We start from the raw sequence: 17,737 nt of genomic DNA, 5'->3' as shown, positions 1-17,737 counted from the left end.
TAATTGTTTCTTAATAGATTCCATTTGGCATATAATAGAAATATTACGGGGTATAGGACAGAAAGAGGGGACTTTAATGACAACGTTTAAAGATTATCAATACAGCCGACCAAATGTGGCATCGATGAAAGAGCAGCAATTAGCACTTATTGAGCAATTTAAACAAGCACAATCGATGGACGAGCAAAGTAATATCATAGAAAAGCACAATGCAATTAGTAATGACTTTGCGACAATGGCTAATTTAGTGTATATTCGTGCTTCAATCGATACGAACGATGAATTTTATCAAGCAGAACGTGATTATTTCGATGAAGTAGGTCCTGAGCTAGAAGAAGTAACGACGGAATATTATAAAGCTTTAATTGATTCACCATTTCGTGAGCAATTAGAAGAAAAATGGGGTCAACAATTATTTGATTTAGCAACTTATCAAATTAAAGGCTTCTCACCAGAAGTTATTGATTTGATGCAAAAAGAAAACAGACTTGTTTCTGAGTACAATAAGCTTGTTGCTTCTGCACAAATCGACTTTAATGGGGAAACATTAACGCTTGCTCAACTTGGCCCGTTTGCAGAGTCAACGGATCGAGAAACACGTAAGGCCGCAACGGATGCTCGTTTTGGCTTCTTTGCAAAGCATGAAGATGAATTCGATCGTTTATATGACGAACTTGTCAAGGTACGCCATGAAATTGCGATTAAACTGGGCTATAACAACTATGTTGAACTAGGCTATATTCGTATGAATCGTATTGATTACAATGCTGATATGGTTAAAAAATTCCGTGATCAGGTTCGTGATTTAATTGTGCCTGTTGCAACGAAGCTATATGAGCGTCAGGCAAAGCGAATTGGCATTGAAGATTTTAAATTTTATGATGAAGCACTTAACTTCTTATCAGGTAATGCTACGCCAAAAGGGAATCCTGAGTGGATTGTAGCAAACGGTAAAAAAATGTATGAGGAGCTTTCACCTGAAACAGGAGAATTCTTCAATTTCATGATTGATCATGACTTAATGGATCTTGTAGCGAAGAAAGGGAAAGAAAGTGGCGGTTATTGTACGTTTATTGAAAACTATCATTCTCCTTTCATTTTCTCAAACTTTAATGGTACTTCAGGTGACATCGATGTATTAACACATGAAGCTGGACATGCTTTCCAAGTTTATTCAAGCCGTAACATAGGCATTCCTGAGTATTTATGGCCAACCTACGAATCTTGTGAAATTCACTCGATGAGTATGGAATTCTTCACATGGCCTTGGATGGAGCTGTTCTTTGAAGGTGATACAGAGAAATATAAATTTACACATTTAAGTAGTGGTCTTTTATTCTTACCATATGGTGTGGCAGTAGATGAGTTTCAGCATGTTATTTATGAAAATCCTACAATGACACCTGCTGAACGTAAAGCTGCATGGAAAAAAATTGAGGAAACATATTTACCACATCGCGACTATGATCATAACAGCTACCTAGAGGCTGGGGGCATTTGGCAACGTCAGGCCCACATCTATGCAAGTCCGTTCTATTACATTGATTATACGTTAGCGCAAATTTGTGCCTTCCAATTCTGGAAGCGTTCACGTGAAGAATTTGAAGCGGCTTGGAAAGACTATATTCATCTTTGTAGTTTAGGTGGCTCGATGTCCTTTACAAAGCTTGTAAAAGAGGCAGGTTTAATCTCACCATTTGAGGATGGCTGTGTTGAATCGGTTATAGGAGAAATTGAGACATTCTTAAACTCAATAGATGATTCTTCTCTATAATTGATGACTTAAATTCGTTTCACTTCCACGATAACTAGTGTGGAAGTGAGCGAATTTTTTAGTTTGTCAGAGGGGTTCTGTAAAAAAATACTAGGATACTTGCGAAATGGTTAATATATCAGTAGTATTTTCAGTAACTGCATTTAAAGGAAGTGAATTTAAAGTGACGAGGAAAGTTTGGTTTCAAGTAGGAGTAGGGGTACTACTTACACTACTAATCATTAAATATTTTATAGAAATTCATTGGATTTTTTCACCACTTGTCATCATCTTAAAAGCCATTTTTGTGCCTTTACTACTTGGTGGTGTTCTCTATTATGTAACTGAGCCAATTCAGAGGTTTTTAGAAAAACGTGGATTTCCTCGATGGGGAAGTATATTGACGATTGTGTTCGGACTAATAGCAATGGTAGGTATTTTTGGCTGGATAATTGGTAACCCAATTGCCGAGCAGGTCAATAAATTAGTGAAGAATGCGCCTATGATTAGTACGAGTATTAGTACGAGCATTCAGCAACTAACAGACTATGTAACGCAAAATAAGGATAACTTCCCTCAGCAATTAAATGATGTTATCGAAAAAATGGCGAATTCAGTACAAGATATTGCAGTAGTGGCGAGTAGAGGTTTTGTGTCCTTTTTACAATCCATTGTATCTGTGTCGTTATTAGCCATCTTAATTCCATTCTTCTTTATTTTTATGCTGAAGGATCATGAGAAGTTTGCTCCATCCATCTATAAATACTTCAGTGGTGAACGTCAGCAATGGGTAAAGAAAACGTTAAGTGAAATTGATGATGTATTACGTACCTACATTCAGGGCCAACTGCAAATTAGCTTTTTATTAGCACTAATAATGTATGTAGGCTATTTAATTATCGGATTAGACTATTCGCTATTACTAGTGATTTTTGCATTCTTTATGAATATGATTCCATTTATTGGGCCTTGGATTGCCTTTGCGCCAGCCCTGATTGTGGCAGTTATTCAAGATCCAATTTTAGTGGTGTGGGTTTCGGTTGTGACGCTGGTCGCTCAGCAAATAGACAGCAACTTTATTACACCGAATGTCATGGGGAAATCACTTGATATCCATCCCCTTACCGTTATTACAATTATTTTAGCGGCAGGTAATATAGCAGGTTTTATTGGCATTATTATCGCTGTACCATTTTATGCAGTCTTAAAGGTTATCGTATCCAATATTTATGATCAACGTAATGCGATTAAGAAAAAAGCGACGAAGTCAGTATAGGAGTCGAAACAATGGAACAAGAAATTGTAAAGGTATTTAATGAACAGCATGAGCAAATTGGGACAGCTACGAGAGCGGAAGTACATGAAAAAGGGCTTTGGCATGAGACTTTTCATTGCTGGCTTGTCAATGAAGACTATATTTATTTTCAAGTACGTAGTTCACAGAAAAAGGATTATCCAGGGTTGCTTGATATTACAGCAGCAGGGCATCTTTTAGCGATTGAGACTGTAGAGTCAGGTATTCGAGAAGTAAAAGAAGAATTGGGACTCAATATTGATGTCCATGAGGTAGTCAAAATGGGCATGACCTCTTGTAGTATCGTTTCTGAAAATATGATCGACAATGAATTTTGCCATGTCTACATATATCCTTTCAAGCATGATTGGGATTCCTTTGCTTTGCAGTATGAGGAAGTATCAGGTGTAGTAAGAGCGAGGCTAAATGAGGCGGAGGCTTTCTTCTTGGGGGAAACGACGACGCTTAATATTGAAGGATATGAATATTTCCCAGATGGTCAACGTGTGAGAATTGTCAGACCAGTTGGTACTGCACAATTTGTTCCTTATCGGGAATTGTATGTTGCACAGGTGATAAAATTCACACGTGAAAAAATATTTAATCAAACCTCATAAGTTTAAATAGGATAAGCTATAAAATTAGCTTGTCCTATTTTCTTGTGCAAAATGATTTAGAAACAACACGATATAATAGGAAAAAATGAGTTATACTGTTAGATAGATTGTAAAGAAAAGGAGCATTTTTTATATGCTAACATTTGAACAAAAACAAGCGATTATTGAATCGTTTTCTGAGCTAACAAAAAAAGAAATTTCTTTAAAGCGCCTAAATTATCATTACATGGACAGTCTTTACGAAAAGACGATTGTAGTGGAGAAATTACATCCAAATGGCAATGGCTTTGTCTTTGTGGGAGATTTATTGCGCTATGAGAATGAGGCTAACGATAAAGGATTAGTTAATATCCGCGATTATGATGAACTACAGCTTCGTGAAATTATTGAAGACGCTATCCAATATTTATCTGAAGAAGTAGAAGAGCAGGAGCCAATTGTAGAGATTTGGAATAGCCGAGATGGTAGTCAGTTGCAGCTAGCTTTTGAGCAGCGTTCTTGGAACGTGTATCATGGAGACAATCTTGAAGAGGCATTTGGTACGTATGAGGCAGCAAAGGAATATTTACTAGAAGAAGGCTTTCGTACAAAGAAATAAGAAATACGGGGGATCATGATAGATGAACGGAAAGAAATTAGTGGGAATTGTTATTGTTGTTGTGATTGCGGCATGTTTATTTTCAGTTTATACCATTACTAATTTTTATAAAAATCACGAAGAACAGCCAAATCGTGAAAATCGTGAAATTAATAAGTCAAAGAGCTTGAATTTAATTTTGCCACAGGCTACAATTATCTCGAATTCAAGATAATTGAGAGGTGACTGTCAGTGCAACATATTTATTATAAAGGTACAGACGAAACGAAGCCGACATTATTATTACTACATGGTACAGGTGGTAATGAGGAAAGTCTTATTGGGCTGGCAAAAGAAATAGATGAAACAGCTAATATTTTAAGTGTTCGTGGGAATGTACTTGAGCATGGAATGCCACGATTTTTCCGCCGATTAGCGGAGGGTGTCTTTGATATGGAAGATTTAATCTTTCGTACAAAGGAACTTTATGAATTTTTACAGACGTCAGCACAGCAATATGGCTTTGATCGCCAACGAATTGTAGCAATAGGGTATTCGAATGGTGCTAATATTGCAGCAAGCTTATTATTCCACTACGATGATGCGTTAGCAGGAGCTATTTTACATCATCCAATGGTACCAAGACGTGGTATTGAATTAACGCAGCTCTCTCCAACACCTGTGTTTATCGGTGCGGGTACGAATGATCCAATGTGTACAGCACAGGAATCTGAGGATTTAGAAACCCTTTTAAGTACTGCAGGTGCAACGGTAACGACGAAATGGTTTAATTTTGGTCATCAACTAACAATGCCTGAAGTTCAAGCAGCAAAAGAATGGTATAACAGCATCTATGCTTAATTGAAAAATCCACCTCACTTATAAAAGGAGGTGGATTTTCATTATGTTATTTACTTTTCTTTGAGAAAGGAAGCCACCAGTTCCAGTCGCCAAATAGCTTCATGAGACTAGGCACAAGCATAAGACGAATAATCGTTGCATCAATTGCAACAGCAATGGCGATACCAACGCCAATTTGCTTCACAGGCATCACATCAGTAAAAGCAAACGCACCTGTAATAACAATCATAATAAGCGCTGCCGATGTAATTATTCGGCTAGTAGAGGTTAAGCCATCAATTGTTGCACGCGTATTGTCGGAGCCCTTTAAATATTCCTCTTGGATACGAGAAATTAAAAAGACTTCGTAATCCATACTTAAGCCAAATACAAGACAAAAAACAATAACTGGAATGATCAGTACAATGGAGCCTGCTTCAATACCAAAATGTCCATATTGGAAAATATAAACGAGTATACCGAATGCGGATGAAAGCCCAATAATGTTCATGATTATTGCCTTTAACGGAATTAAGATAGAACGGAACGCCAACATTAAAATAAAGAATGTGGAAACGATAATAATCGCTATAGCCAAAACAATTTTATTAGCAATTTCATCAAAAATTTCTTGGTTGAATTTAGCTGGTCCTCCAAGTCTAAAATCTACGCCTAAGTCTTTGTCCATCCATGTTCGGGCAAATTTTTGAGCTGTAGAGGAAGAACCCGCTGCATCAATTGTGATTGGGACAAATAGCTGTGTATCCTTTGAAAAAGTACTTATAACAGGCTTTAATTGTTCTGCAACCTGTGGAATAGCTAAAGAAGCAGAGAGCTCCTCTGGTGTTTGAATGTTAGCAGCTGTATATATAGTTGAAACATTAGTCACTAATGGGTCCTGTAATAGCTTTTCTTGAATCGTATAAATTAGCTCTCTACCCTCAGTGTCCTCCCAGCCATTTTTTCGTTCAGCTAACAAATATAATGTAGAGGATTCACCTAGTCCAAACGTTTCATCTAATTTATCGTATGCTACACGTGCATCATATTTTGTTGGTAGGGAGTCCACCTGTGGTATGGTTAATCGGATATCCTTTAAAGGGATCATGCCAATGCCTAGTAACAATAATGCTGAAATCACTATAGCTACTGGATGCTTCATGACAAAACCTGCAAAGCCGCGCCAACGATTTGCTCCACCTGGTTTAACGCGTATTAAGCGCCATTTATTAAGTTTATCTCCTAATAGCATCATGGTGGCAGGAAGGAATGTTAAGCCAGAAAGAACGGCTAACAGGACGACTATAGTGCCTCCTAGCGCAATATTGTGAAAAATTTCTACATCAATGACAATCATCGCACCTAAGCCAATCATGACACAGACTGCGGAGAAAATGATAGAACGGCCTGCTGTCTGAATAGCAGTTTGAATAGCTTGTGCAATAGAAGTATGTGCGCGTTCTTCTCGGTAACGATTAATAAACAGCAACGCAAAATCAATACTTAAAGCCAGCCCAAGCATCGGGACAATATTTAAGACGAAAATAGATAGATTTACATTAGCACTAAGTAACGTCATCATACCAAAGGCCGTAACCACTGTCACAACACCAATGATGATTGGTAGAATAGAGGCAACAACTGTACCGAACGCTAATAAGAGAACCACGATGGCAATTGGCAATCCAATGGCTTCAGCTGATGCTAAATCCTTTTGACTAGCAGTATTTATGTCAGCAGAAATAACAGGACCTCCAGTAATACTAACACCGTCTTTTTCAATTAATGAGCGGAATTCCTCAACAATGTCCGGAAGGTTTTCTACATCGTTCTTTATGTGAACCATAGCATAGGCAATACCATCTTTCCGTAAAGAGGAGTCTTCTAAAGGTGATTGAATAGAATGAATCTCTTTTTTGCTATCTAATTTTTTTAAAGTGTCTTCAATTTTCTGATCATCAGCTGGATCAAAGACAACCAATATCGTATTAGATGGTAAATCAAATTTTTCTGCTAGCTCGTTGGTAACATAGGTATGATCTGCTTCGACAAAAAAACCATCACCTTGAAGTTTACCTGGAAGCTGTAAAGCAAAGTACGCCATTGCTAGAAAAATAATTAGCCATATGACTACGATTGCTTTCGCATGTGCTGTAATATAAGCTGAAAAAGTTTTCATAGTTGTTTATACATCCCCCTTTTCAATTAGTGTAAAGGATGTGTCACATTTTGTCGTGTGACAAAGTAAAGACTCCCATCCACTTTTTGGACAGGAGTCTTATTATTAAAAGAATAATGATAATACAAAATATATAACAGATGCCATAACAGCTGAAATTGGCATCGTAATCACCCAAGTAGTAACAATCTTTCGAGCCATGCCCCAGTTCACCCCACGTACACGCTGTGCTGAACCAACACCCATAATGGATGAAGAAATGACATGTGTTGTTGATACCGGTAAGTGGATTAGCGTAGCACCAAAAATAACAGTAGCAGAAGCTAAATCTGCAGCAACACCATTCACAGGGCGGATTTTCATGATCTTACCGCCAACCGTTTTAATGATTTTATAACCACCAATTGAGGTACCTAGCCCCATTGCTGTAGCTGCAGCAGCACGTACCCAGAAAGGAATTTCATCTCCAGTATGCAAGCCACCAGCGATTAACGCCATTGTCATAATCCCCATTGCTTTTTGGGCATCATTTGTACCATGGGTGAATGATTGGATGGCAGCAGTAAAAATTTGCATTGTACGGAAACCTTTATTCGTTCGATATAAATTTAAATTTTTAAACCATAATTTAAAAAGTGTCATCATGATAAAGCCTGCACAAATAGCAAGTAATGGTGAAAGCACTAACGCCATGATGATTTTAGTAAAGCCGCTATAGTTTAACACATTGAAACCAGCGGATGCGATAGCAGCACCAGCGATAGACCCAATCAATGTGTGTGAAGAGCTTGAGGGAATACCGAAATACCATGTCAACAAATTCCAAATTATAGCTGAAATTAATGCTGCTAAAATAACGACTGAGCCTGTTGTGTCTCCTTCAAAAGCATTTAAAGCAAAAGGATCTACAATATCTTTTGTTAGAGCTTTTGCCACTCCTACAAAGGTGATAGCACCGATAAAGTTCATCGTTGCGGCCATAATGATTGCCGTGCGTGGCGGCAATGCTCTAGTAGAAACCGAAGTTGCAATAGCATTTGCTGTATCATGGAAGCCATTGATAAAGTCAAATGTTAGGGCAAAGATGACGACCAGTACGGTTAATATAATGATTGTGTTCATTGTAAAGTGCCCATCTCCTAATTATGCGTTACGCATGATAATTGTTTCCATAGTATTTGCTACGTTTTGACAATGATCAGCGATATCTTCAAGTTGTTCATAAATATCCTTAAATTTAATGAGGCGGATTGGATCCTTTTCATTTAAAAATAACTTCTTAATAGAAGTACGTTGTACCTCATCACATTCACGTTCATAGTCTTTAATAAGAATTGCGTGTGGACGCATGCCAATTAGATTCTTTTTCTTTAACTCTTCTGTCGCTTTGACTATTTCATCAGCACTTTTCGAAATAAACCCTAAGAAAATGCGCATAGATTCATCAATCTCAGTGAGCGAAAACATTTCAAAGTGTGCAATACAGTGTTCTGTTCCATCTAAAACATCATCCATACGAATGGCAAGCTCTAAAATATCCTCACGTTCAATTGGTGTCATGAATGATTTATTTAACATGACAATCAGTTCATGAATAAGCTTATCACCAGCAGTTTCGTAATTTTTCATTGTAATGCTAATCTCTTTTAGGTCAGCCACACTGTTAATACGAAAATCATTTGCGTAATGTACAGCCTCTCTCATATTTTCAGCAATTTTATGCAATGCAATAAAGAAAGGGTCTTGTTTTTTTGAGTTAAGCATGTGAATCGAATCCTCCTGGATATAAATAAATTAATCGACCTCTAAACTTTACTATCATAACAAAATCTTTAATTTATCTACATAAAAATTTACTATTCGACACGAAAATTTACATTGCTGTAATATACAATTCGTTCACAAAATGTGAGATGATCCTGCTGTATTTATTTTTATGAGTACAGATAAAACCTTGTGATAACGGGAAATTCTTCTATCGTGATGACTTATTAGTACAGATTAAGACACGAAAAATAATAGAAGATAATATGAATAGCGCATCCGAATTGTAAAGGTATTGTAAATTCGTTTGATAACCAGAAGAGTACCTTCTTATTCTTAAGAATATCTTCATTTTTATCCTCCCTCTTTATTAAGAATTGTTTTCTACAATGGAAAATGAAGAAGAAAGGAGCGTTTATTAACTAATGATTCAAGTTGAAAACTTACAACATACATTTTTAATTGGAAAACGAGGGAAGGAAAAGCAAGTGCCTGTATTGAAAGGCGTGAACTTCGAGGTCAATAAAGGGGAAATTGTTGCTATTGTAGGCAAAAGTGGCTCAGGAAAATCGACCTTATTACAAGTTCTAGCTGGTTTTATGAAGGCTGAACAGGGCTCTATTAAAGTAAATGGAAAGGAAACAGCCCATCTAACTGAAACAGAAAGTGCTGCCTTTCGTTTACGTCAATTCGGTTTTATTTTTCAAAACTTTCAATTGATGCCTGGTTTAACGGCTTTCGAAAATATTGAATTACCTTTAAAGCTACAGGGTTTGCGTAAGGCTATGCGCAAAGAAAAAGTAAAGAAATTAATGGATAAGGTTGGTTTGACAGAAGTAGCAGACCATTATCCCAATGAATTGTCAGGTGGACAGCAACAGCGTGTCAGCATTGCACGAGCCCTTATTACGAATCCTCCCATATTACTTGCAGATGAGCCGACAGGGAGTCTCGATTCAGAAACCGAGCAGGATATCTTATTGCTTATTCAAAGTTTAAATCGTGAATTAGGGCTTACTTTTGTTATTATCACACACGATGAAGAAGTGGCTACTATCGCACATAGACGCTTCCGCATGTACGATGGAGAACTGGTAAAGGAGGAAGCTTAACATGTTATTTAAGGATCAATTAGATTTTGTAACACAACATATCAAGAAAAATAAGCTGCGTGTGTTTATGACGATACTGGCTGCAACGATGGGCTGTGCCTTTCTAATCGTGCTAGCATCTGTTGGTTTTGGATTACAGGAATCTTTACGCAATGAAATTCTTTCAAACGAAACAGTTACAAAAATTCAAGTATATGGTGATAAGCAATTAACTGAAGAACAAGTACAAGAAATTAAAAAAATGGAACATGTAGAAACAGTGCTTGAAACAATTAGTGTCAATGCCTCCGCGCAATCATTTTTTGAGGATCGTGATACAACTTCTAATTTAATATTGTCAGATATGCAGGACTTTGAACAGGTAAATGGAAAGCTTGCAAAAGGCCGCTATCCAACAAAATCTAATGAAATTGTTGTAGGCTATCATTTTGCTCAAACATTATTGAATGATACAGAACGTGACGTCATTGCGGAAAAAAGTAAAAAGGCTGAAGCTGAGGGCACGTATTATGATGGCAGTGAAGAGGGCTATAAAGAGTCTTTGCTTGGAAAAAACATAGACCTGTCCTTAGTTCCCCACACGGGTACAAATGATGAAACGCAAAAAATGAGTTATACAATTGTTGGCGTAATGGAGAAACCTTCTTATGATTGGATGGTTGATAACGCTATTCATATGGATAAAGAGCAAAAGGCAGTATTAGCTGAAAATTTATCTACAGATAGTAACATGGCAGAGGATGAGCTGTTTTACTCCGAATTTAATATTTATGCGGATACTTTAGAAAACGTTAAGCCGATTTTAGAGAAGTTAAAAGATAAGGGCTATAGTGTATTTTCAGTAACGGAGCAATTAGAACAAATGAATGTATTTTTCCTTGTATTAAAAATTGGCTTAATCTTTGTAGGCACAATTGCTGTGTTGATTGCTTCTATCGGTATTTTTAATACAATGACAATGGCTGTCACAGAGCGGACACGCGAAATTGGTGTGTTAAAGGCGATTGGGGCAAGTCCAAAGCTTATTCAACGGTTATTTTTAATGGAAAGCACATTTATCGGTATTTTTGGTACGCTAATTGCTGTTGTCATCTCGTATGCTATTAGCTTTGCGGCTAATGCAGCATTACCATTAATTCTTAAGGCGGCAACAGGGGAGGAAGCGTTTGCAACAAATGATATAACATTTTCTCTTATTCCATGGCAACTAGTCATTATTGCAGCGGCCATTAGTGTTGGTGTAGCGATGATTTCAGGTTATCGCCCAGCACGCAAAGCAACTAAAATCGATGTTATTCAAGCTTTACGACAAGAGTTATAATGAAAAAGGCGATCCAATCAACATTGGATCGCCTTTTATTTGGAAAGAAGTACATCTGTATGTTATAAATACTCTTTTAACTCATTCGCTAAAAATGGCGTTGCATTCAATAAATTTAAGAAGGCTTCATAGCTGGTACGTTGTTCTTTAGTTGGTTTTTTACCTGTTTGATATGCTCGAATTAATATGTTTTTAGGTGTATTCTCCATATCGATAAACTCTAAAAGCTGTGCTTCATAGCCAACAAGCGATAAAATTTCAGCTCGAATAGCATCTGTAGCAAGTGCCGCAAATCGCTCTCGAACAAGTCCATGTTGCAACATAATATCGAGAGCAGGTGTATTTAATTGACGATTTAACTCATGCTGACAGCAAGGCACACTTAGAATGACACTTGCTCCCCATTTCACAGCACGAGCCAAGGCCATATCTGTTGCTACATCGCATGCATGGAGTGTCACTACCATGTCTACAGCACTTTCATCATTATAATCATTGATATCTCCTACAAGAAATTCTAGCTGATCATAGCCTAGATCCTGTGCTATTCTTGAGCATTCTTCAATAACCTCTTTTTTTAAATCTAAACCTGTAACACGAATGTCTAAGCCTTTTTCAATTTTTAAATAATGATACAAAGCAAAGGTTAAGTAGGATTTACCTGAGCCAAAATCTAATATCCGTACCTGTCGATCCTGAGGTAAGTATGTTAAGGCATCATCAATAAACTCAATAAAGCGGTTAATCTGTTTAAATTTATCATACTTTTGTTTTTTAACCTTTCCTTCTTCTGTTTGTACCCCCAGTCTTATTAAAAATGGATAGGGTTGATCATCAGATAGTAAATAATTTTTTTTACGATTATGGCTTAAATGGACTTGTTTAGGTGAAGCCGTTTTATCTGATTTCCAAAGGACTTTGTTCTTTTTTGACAATTGCACTTGTACCGTCTCATCTACGAAATCAATATGGGCTTGACGATACTCTTCAAAAAACGCGTCGAGCTTGGAAGGAAAATGAGCCAATAGAATATTTTCATGTTTTAAAATCCGTTCATATTGGTATTCAATTTGTATATGGTACTGATTCTTTAACATTAATGGTTTTAATTTTATTCGTTTTATTTCGTTTGATTTCATACGTGGTTGACTGATTGTAGCTGTCACAAGCTGTTGTTGCAATATTTGCTCAGTGAGCAGAGCTTTCATTTCTTCAAATGTCATACATTTTCGCCTACTTTATTGTGTAATAGATGGCACTAGTTTAACACATTTTATAATAGACAATGGATACTTTGGTATTCGGAATTAATTTAATAAAAATTCCGAGTATTTATAGGTAGAATTGTATATTCATGGTATCTTAAATATAGTAATTCTTTTTGAATTAGTGATACTAAGGATTAATAAGGAGGAGAAAATATGTCGGATAACATGTATCAATTATTAGCGATTGTTATTTATATGGTCGCCATGCTAGCGATTGGCTGGTATGCATTTGTTAAAACCTCGAATTTAACAGATTATATGCTTGGCGGTCGTTCCTTAGGTCCAGCGGTTACTGCGCTAAGTGCGGGTGCTGCGGATATGTCTGGCTGGCTCCTAATGGGCTTACCAGGTGCGATATTTTTATCAGGTCTTGTGGAAGCTTGGATTGCAATTGGATTAACAATAGGAGCTTACCTAAACTGGCTACTTGTGGCACCGCGTTTACGGGTATATACACAGGTTACAAATGATTCCATTACTATTCCAAGTTATTTGGATAATCGATTACGTGATCATACAAAGCTTATTAGGATTGCTTCAGGTATCATCATCCTCATATTCTTTACATTTTATGTATCGTCAGGGATGGTAGCAGGGGGCAAGTTTTTTGAGAGCTCATTTGGCTATGATTATCACACAGGGCTATTAATCGTTTCAGGTGTAACAGTTGCCTATACATTATTTGGTGGATTTTTAGCTGTAAGTTATACAGACTTTTTACAGGGACTTATCATGTTTTTAGCACTTATTACTGTACCGCTATTTGGTTTATTTGTAACAGGTGGTATAGGTGAAACCATTTCATCTATTAAATCTGTTGATCCAGATCTTCTAAATTTATTACCGGCCACTGCGACAGCAGCAGGGATCATTTCGTCGGTTGCTTGGGGATTAGGCTATTTTGGACAGCCTCATATTATTGTCCGCTTTATGGCGATTAGTTCCGTTAAAGAAACGAAGCAAGCACGACGCATAGGTATTGGCTGGATGATGTTAAGCTTATTTGGAGCTATTGGAACTGCCTTGGTGGGTGTAGCTTATTATCAGCAAAATGCTGGAGAGCTAAAAGACGCTGAAACAGTATTTATTGTACTTGGACAGATTTTATTCCATCCATTTATAGCAGGGATTATGCTGGCGGCTATTTTAGCAGCTGTTATGAGTACAATTTCATCCCAATTAATCGTAACTTCTTCAGCACTTGTAGAAGATATTTATAAAGCATTATTTAATAAAACAGCAGACGATAAGCATTATGTTTTTGTGGGACGTATGGCTGTATTAGTTGTTGCGATTATTGCAGCAATCCTAGCATGGAATCCAGACAGTTCCATCTTAAGCTTAGTTGGTTTTGCTTGGGCAGGTTTCGGTGCCGCATTCGGACCTGTTATTTTACTTTCTTTATATTGGAGAAAGTTAACGAACTATGGAGCACTTAGTGGGATGGTAACAGGAGCTGTAACTGCGTTTATTTGGGGTAAAGTAGATGCTTTATCAAGTGCGTTGTACGAAATTGTTCCGGGCTTCCTTGTTTGTTTAATTGTTGCGGTTGTTGTCAGTATGCTGACATATAGACCTAATAAAGAAATTGAAGAAGAGTTCACACGCTCAGAAGCATTGCTAAAAGAAGAAAGAAAATAGTTGAGATGCGCCTTTCTGTGAGGCGCATTTTTTAGAAAGGTTAACAATGATCTTCAAATACGAAAAAGAGTATTTTATGGTAAGATGAAGAAAATTTATCGTAGCGATACCGGGCTTTGGTGGGAGGTTTCTAATGGATAGAATTAAGGAAGTTGATGTATTAATTGAAAAGGCCATCCTAGTTGGCGTGAATTTACGAAATGACGAGCATTTTGACTATTCTATGGAAGAGTTACAAAATTTAGCTGAGGCTTTGCGGGTAGAAGTGGTTGGGACGGTCACGCAAAATTTGGAACGTGTAACACCTTCCCATTATGTGGGTACAGGTAAAATAGAAGAAATCAAAAATTTTTATGAAGAAGCACAAGCAAACCTTGTTATATTTAACGATGAACTGTCTCCTTCGCAAATCCGTAATTTAGAGCGTGATTTAGCAACGAAGGTCATTGATCGAACAATGCTGATTTTAGATATTTTTGGAAGACGTGCAAAAACACGTGAAGCCCAAATGCAGGTGGAGTTAGCACAGCTTCAATATATGCTACCTCGCTTAGTGGGTTTGCATGCCTCTTTAAGCCGTCAGGGTGGAGGTACTGGGGGAGGCTTTAAAAACCGTGGTGCTGGTGAAACAAAGCTGGAACTGGATCGACGAAAAATTGAAGATCAAATTGCTAAAATTAAAAAGGATCTTGAGCACGTGAAGGAGCAGCGAGAAACGCAGCGTAAACAGCGTCGTAAAAACGCTCTTCCAGTTGTATCGATTGTTGGCTATACAAATGCTGGAAAATCAACGATTATGAATCAACTGCTTACACAAATAGGACAAGAAGAGCATAAACAAGTCTTTGAGAAGGATATGCTTTTTGCAACTCTTGAAACTTCTGTACGTCAGATTGAACTACCTGATAAAAAGACATTTTTACTGACAGACACTGTAGGCTTTGTGAGTAAATTACCTCACCATTTAGTGAAGGCATTTCGCTCCACTTTGGAAGAGGCGCGAGATGCGGACCTTTTACTCCATGTGGTAGATGTTTCAAACGCTGAGCATGGATTTATGATGGATGTGACGAACGAAACACTAAAAGCAGTTGGTGTTGAGGACATTCCCACAATCTATGTATACAATAAAGCAGATATAGCAACTGTTCCATACCCTGTAGTGAGTGGAGATAATATTTGGATTTCAGCAAAGCAGGGGATTGGTTTAGAAGAATTAATACAATTAATTCGTCAACACATCTTCTCGCATTATGTAACGGTTGACATGTTAATACCTTATGATCAAGGGAACGTTGTCTCTTATTTAAATGAAAATGCCTCTGTTTTTAATACATCCTATGAAGAGGGTGGGACATTATTGTCTCTTGAAGTAAAAGCAGCAGATTACGCAAAGTATCAGCACTATGTTGTTAATTAAAAATTAAGGACTTCCCAAAGCATGCCAAAAGATTTTTGGCATGCTTTTTGTCATTAGAGGGAATAGTAGAATCTAGAGCAATGTGAAGGGTGTATCTAAAAGGTTATAGAAAAAGAGTATAAATTTGTAAGTAAAGTAATAAATCTGAATTTTATATATTTTAGAATAATTCATTGTATGTGTAATAATTTTTTGGATATAAAGTGTGAGAAAACTTAGATATATCAAAGGATTTAATAATTTAGATAGTAATCAATCGGAATTTATAGAAAAATGACAAATTTTCAACATTTTTTAAAACTCTTGATAAAGTTTATAAAACGCTTTAGTATGATGAAACAAAGTTTTTTTATCCTTATTTTAGGGTAATGATGTTTTTGGAGAATAATTTTATATTGGGAGAGGGTATTGTATGTCTAGTAAAGATGAAGTTGTAAAATCTGTCCCTCAAAATGGCTTTGTTGGACACCCTAAAGGGCTCTTTACTTTGTTTTTCACAGAATTTTGGGAACGTTTCTCGTACTATGGTATGCGAGCAATTCTCATCTTCTTTATGTATTACGAATTACATGAGGGTGGCTTAGGTCTAGACCGCGGAACTGCGAACTCTATTATGGCCATCTACGGCTCACTTGTTTATATGTCTGGTATTATAGGTGGATGGATTGCCGACCGAGTTTTAGGAACACGAAAAACCATTTTTTATGGTGGCGTGTTAATAATGATTGGTCACTTACTGCTAGCATTGCCTGGTGGTGTGAGCATGTTATTTGCTTCGATGGCATTTATCGTTATGGGTACTGGTTTATTAAAGCCAAACGTTTCAAGTATTGTTGGGGACATTTATGCTGAAACAGATAGCCGCCGTGATGCAGGTTTTTCTATTTTCTATATGGGTATTAATATGGGAGCATTCATTGCACCATTTATTGTCGGAACAATTGGACAAAAATATAGCTTCCACCTTGGCTTTGGTTTAGCTGGTCTGGGTATGTTTATTGGTTTAATTGTTTATAAATTAACAGAGAAAAAATATTTAGGCTTAGCGGGCTTACAAGTAAATAACCCACTAAAGCCTGAAGAACGTAAAAAAGTCTTTACACAATTCGGAGTTGCAGCTTTACTGATTATCATCTTAGGTGCTATTGGTATTAAAACTGGTACATTAACAATGAATGTATTTAGTTTTATCATCACAGCTCTTGGTGTATTAATTCCAACTGCATTCTTTATTTATATGTATCGCAGTAAAAAAACAACAAAAGATGAAAAGTCTCGTTTACTTGCTTATATTCCTTTATTTTTATCAGCGGTAATGTTCTGGGCTATTCAAGAACAGGGCGCAACAATTTTAGCGACTTATGCAGATGAGCGTACACAGCTAAGTATTGGTGGTATTCAGCTTCAATCTTCTTGGTTCCAGTCGTTAAACCCATTATTTGTTATTACAATGGCACCATTATTTGCGATGCTATGGCTTAAATGGGGAGACAAGCAGCCAACAACACCACGTAAGTTCTCATATGCATTGTTCTTTGCAGGTCTCTCATTTTTAGTGATGATGATTCCAGCACACCTATCTGGTGGAAATACATTAGTGAGTCCTTTATGGTTAGTATTGTCATTCTTCTTAGTAGTTGTTGGTGAGTTATTATTATCACCAGTTGGTCTATCTGCTACAACGAAATTGGCACCACAGGCCTTCGCAGCACAAACGATGTCTTTATGGTTTTTAACAAGTGCAGCAGCACAAGCAATTAATGCACAATTAGTTAAGGTCTATGAAGTTGTAAGCGAATTCACATACTTTGGTTTCTTAGGTACCTTATCTATTGTAGTCGGAATTATTATATTAATTCTTTCACCGATTATTTCAAAAGCGATGAAGGGTATTAATTAAATGAAAGATGCAAGTACAGTTTTCTTAATAGCTGTACTTGCATCTTTTTTT

At 36.9% G+C, this 17,737-nt stretch carries 15 protein-coding genes; 11 read left to right on the top strand and 4 right to left on the bottom strand.

Going from position 1 to position 17,737, the window contains the following annotated elements; translation table 11 throughout:
• Nucleotides 1-76: 76 nt before the first annotated feature.
• From MKZ14_RS20710 to MKZ14_RS20685, 6 genes are all read left to right on the top strand, one after another.
• Nucleotides 77-1,774: a M3 family oligoendopeptidase gene (locus tag MKZ14_RS20710; protein WP_036079466.1), complete on the top strand. Its 1,698-nt coding sequence runs from the start codon at nucleotides 77-79 to the stop codon at nucleotides 1,772-1,774.
• Nucleotides 1,775-1,880: 106 nt separating this feature from the next.
• Nucleotides 1,881-3,029, top strand: a complete 1,149-nt coding sequence (locus tag MKZ14_RS20705; protein ID WP_312123943.1) for an AI-2E family transporter — start codon at nucleotides 1,881-1,883, stop codon at nucleotides 3,027-3,029.
• Between the two features lie 11 nt (nucleotides 3,030-3,040).
• Nucleotides 3,041-3,664 (top strand): NUDIX domain-containing protein, encoded by a 624-nt coding sequence (locus tag MKZ14_RS20700; protein ID WP_036079462.1) that lies wholly within the window; start codon nucleotides 3,041-3,043, stop codon nucleotides 3,662-3,664.
• Between the two features lie 133 nt (nucleotides 3,665-3,797).
• Nucleotides 3,798-4,262, top strand: a complete 465-nt coding sequence (locus MKZ14_RS20695) for a hypothetical protein (protein WP_036079460.1) — start codon at nucleotides 3,798-3,800, stop codon at nucleotides 4,260-4,262.
• A gap of 22 nt (nucleotides 4,263-4,284) precedes the next feature.
• The gene (locus MKZ14_RS20690; protein ID WP_004231917.1) at nucleotides 4,285-4,476 is read left to right on the top strand and encodes a hypothetical protein; all 192 of its coding nucleotides are present in this window, start codon (nucleotides 4,285-4,287) and stop codon (nucleotides 4,474-4,476) included.
• A gap of 17 nt (nucleotides 4,477-4,493) precedes the next feature.
• A complete protein-coding gene (locus MKZ14_RS20685; RefSeq protein WP_312123945.1) occupies nucleotides 4,494-5,102 on the top strand; it encodes an alpha/beta hydrolase in 609 nt (202 codons plus the stop codon).
• A 46-nt stretch (nucleotides 5,103-5,148) separates the two neighbouring features.
• Here MKZ14_RS20685 and MKZ14_RS20680 read toward each other — a convergent pair whose 3' ends face one another.
• The 3 genes from MKZ14_RS20680 to MKZ14_RS20670 all read right to left on the bottom strand — a co-directional run bounded on the left by MKZ14_RS20680 (nucleotide 5,149) and on the right by MKZ14_RS20670 (nucleotide 9,024).
• Complete coding sequence (locus MKZ14_RS20680) at nucleotides 5,149-7,260, bottom strand: MMPL family transporter (protein ID WP_312123946.1); 2,112 nt, start codon at nucleotides 7,258-7,260, stop codon at nucleotides 5,149-5,151.
• A gap of 105 nt (nucleotides 7,261-7,365) precedes the next feature.
• On the bottom strand, nucleotides 7,366-8,382 hold the full coding sequence (locus MKZ14_RS20675; protein WP_036079454.1) for an inorganic phosphate transporter: 1,017 nt from the start codon (nucleotides 8,380-8,382) through the stop codon (nucleotides 7,366-7,368).
• Nucleotides 8,383-8,403: 21 nt separating this feature from the next.
• Entirely contained in the window at nucleotides 8,404-9,024 is a 621-nt protein-coding gene (locus tag MKZ14_RS20670) for a DUF47 domain-containing protein (protein WP_004231927.1), read from the bottom strand.
• A gap of 425 nt (nucleotides 9,025-9,449) precedes the next feature.
• On the opposite strand from MKZ14_RS20670, the gene MKZ14_RS20665 reads away from it, so the two are divergent.
• Nucleotides 9,450-10,136, top strand: coding sequence for an ABC transporter ATP-binding protein (locus tag MKZ14_RS20665; protein WP_004231931.1), 687 nt, complete (start codon nucleotides 9,450-9,452; stop codon nucleotides 10,134-10,136).
• Nucleotide 10,137: 1 nt separating this feature from the next.
• Nucleotides 10,138-11,457, top strand: coding sequence for an FtsX-like permease family protein (locus MKZ14_RS20660; protein WP_036079452.1), 1,320 nt, complete (start codon nucleotides 10,138-10,140; stop codon nucleotides 11,455-11,457).
• A 62-nt stretch (nucleotides 11,458-11,519) separates the two neighbouring features.
• Here MKZ14_RS20660 and MKZ14_RS20655 read toward each other — a convergent pair whose 3' ends face one another.
• Nucleotides 11,520-12,680 (bottom strand): SAM-dependent methyltransferase, encoded by a 1,161-nt coding sequence (locus tag MKZ14_RS20655; protein ID WP_312123947.1) that lies wholly within the window; start codon nucleotides 12,678-12,680, stop codon nucleotides 11,520-11,522.
• A gap of 198 nt (nucleotides 12,681-12,878) precedes the next feature.
• Between MKZ14_RS20655 and putP the strand changes: the two genes are divergently transcribed.
• The 3 genes from putP to MKZ14_RS20640 all read left to right on the top strand — a co-directional run bounded on the left by putP (nucleotide 12,879) and on the right by MKZ14_RS20640 (nucleotide 17,686).
• The gene (gene putP, locus MKZ14_RS20650; protein ID WP_016995390.1) at nucleotides 12,879-14,366 is read left to right on the top strand and encodes a sodium/proline symporter PutP; all 1,488 of its coding nucleotides are present in this window, start codon (nucleotides 12,879-12,881) and stop codon (nucleotides 14,364-14,366) included.
• 133 nt (nucleotides 14,367-14,499) lie between these two features.
• The gene (hflX, locus tag MKZ14_RS20645) at nucleotides 14,500-15,786 is read left to right on the top strand and encodes a GTPase HflX (protein WP_016995391.1); all 1,287 of its coding nucleotides are present in this window, start codon (nucleotides 14,500-14,502) and stop codon (nucleotides 15,784-15,786) included.
• Nucleotides 15,787-16,198: 412 nt separating this feature from the next.
• Nucleotides 16,199-17,686 (top strand): peptide MFS transporter, encoded by a 1,488-nt coding sequence (locus MKZ14_RS20640; RefSeq protein WP_036079448.1) that lies wholly within the window; start codon nucleotides 16,199-16,201, stop codon nucleotides 17,684-17,686.
• Nucleotides 17,687-17,737: the final 51 nt, after the last annotated feature.

Origin of the sequence: Lysinibacillus sp. FSL P2-0066, from assembly GCF_037969495.1 — a bacterium.
Taxonomy (GTDB): domain Bacteria; phylum Bacillota; class Bacilli; order Bacillales_A; family Planococcaceae; genus Lysinibacillus; species Lysinibacillus boronitolerans.
The sequence above is the reverse complement of the archived record's forward strand: the minus strand, read 5'-3'. Positions and strand labels throughout refer to the sequence as shown.

Bases quoted from the DNA above. Each gene is read 5' to 3' on its own strand.
- MKZ14_RS20710 (WP_036079466.1), top strand. From the start codon at position 77: ATGACAACGTTTAAAGATTATCAATACAGCCGACCAAATGTGGCATCG.
- MKZ14_RS20705 (WP_312123943.1), top strand. From the start codon at position 1,881: ATGGTTAATATATCAGTAGTATTTTCAGTAACTGCATTTAAAGGAAGT.
- MKZ14_RS20700 (WP_036079462.1), top strand. From the start codon at position 3,041: ATGGAACAAGAAATTGTAAAGGTATTTAATGAACAGCATGAGCAAATT.
- MKZ14_RS20695 (WP_036079460.1), top strand. From the start codon at position 3,798: ATGCTAACATTTGAACAAAAACAAGCGATTATTGAATCGTTTTCTGAG.
- MKZ14_RS20690 (WP_004231917.1), top strand. From the start codon at position 4,285: ATGAACGGAAAGAAATTAGTGGGAATTGTTATTGTTGTTGTGATTGCG.
- MKZ14_RS20680 (WP_312123946.1), bottom strand. From the start codon at position 7,260: ATGAAAACTTTTTCAGCTTATATTACAGCACATGCGAAAGCAATCGTA.
- MKZ14_RS20675 (WP_036079454.1), bottom strand. From the start codon at position 8,382: ATGAACACAATCATTATATTAACCGTACTGGTCGTCATCTTTGCCCTA.
- MKZ14_RS20670 (WP_004231927.1), bottom strand. From the start codon at position 9,024: ATGCTTAACTCAAAAAAACAAGACCCTTTCTTTATTGCATTGCATAAA.
- MKZ14_RS20665 (WP_004231931.1), top strand. From the start codon at position 9,450: ATGATTCAAGTTGAAAACTTACAACATACATTTTTAATTGGAAAACGA.
- MKZ14_RS20660 (WP_036079452.1), top strand. From the start codon at position 10,138: ATGTTATTTAAGGATCAATTAGATTTTGTAACACAACATATCAAGAAA.
- MKZ14_RS20655 (WP_312123947.1), bottom strand. From the start codon at position 12,680: ATGACATTTGAAGAAATGAAAGCTCTGCTCACTGAGCAAATATTGCAA.
- putP (WP_016995390.1), top strand. From the start codon at position 12,879: ATGTCGGATAACATGTATCAATTATTAGCGATTGTTATTTATATGGTC.
- hflX (WP_016995391.1), top strand. From the start codon at position 14,500: ATGGATAGAATTAAGGAAGTTGATGTATTAATTGAAAAGGCCATCCTA.
- MKZ14_RS20640 (WP_036079448.1), top strand. From the start codon at position 16,199: ATGTCTAGTAAAGATGAAGTTGTAAAATCTGTCCCTCAAAATGGCTTT.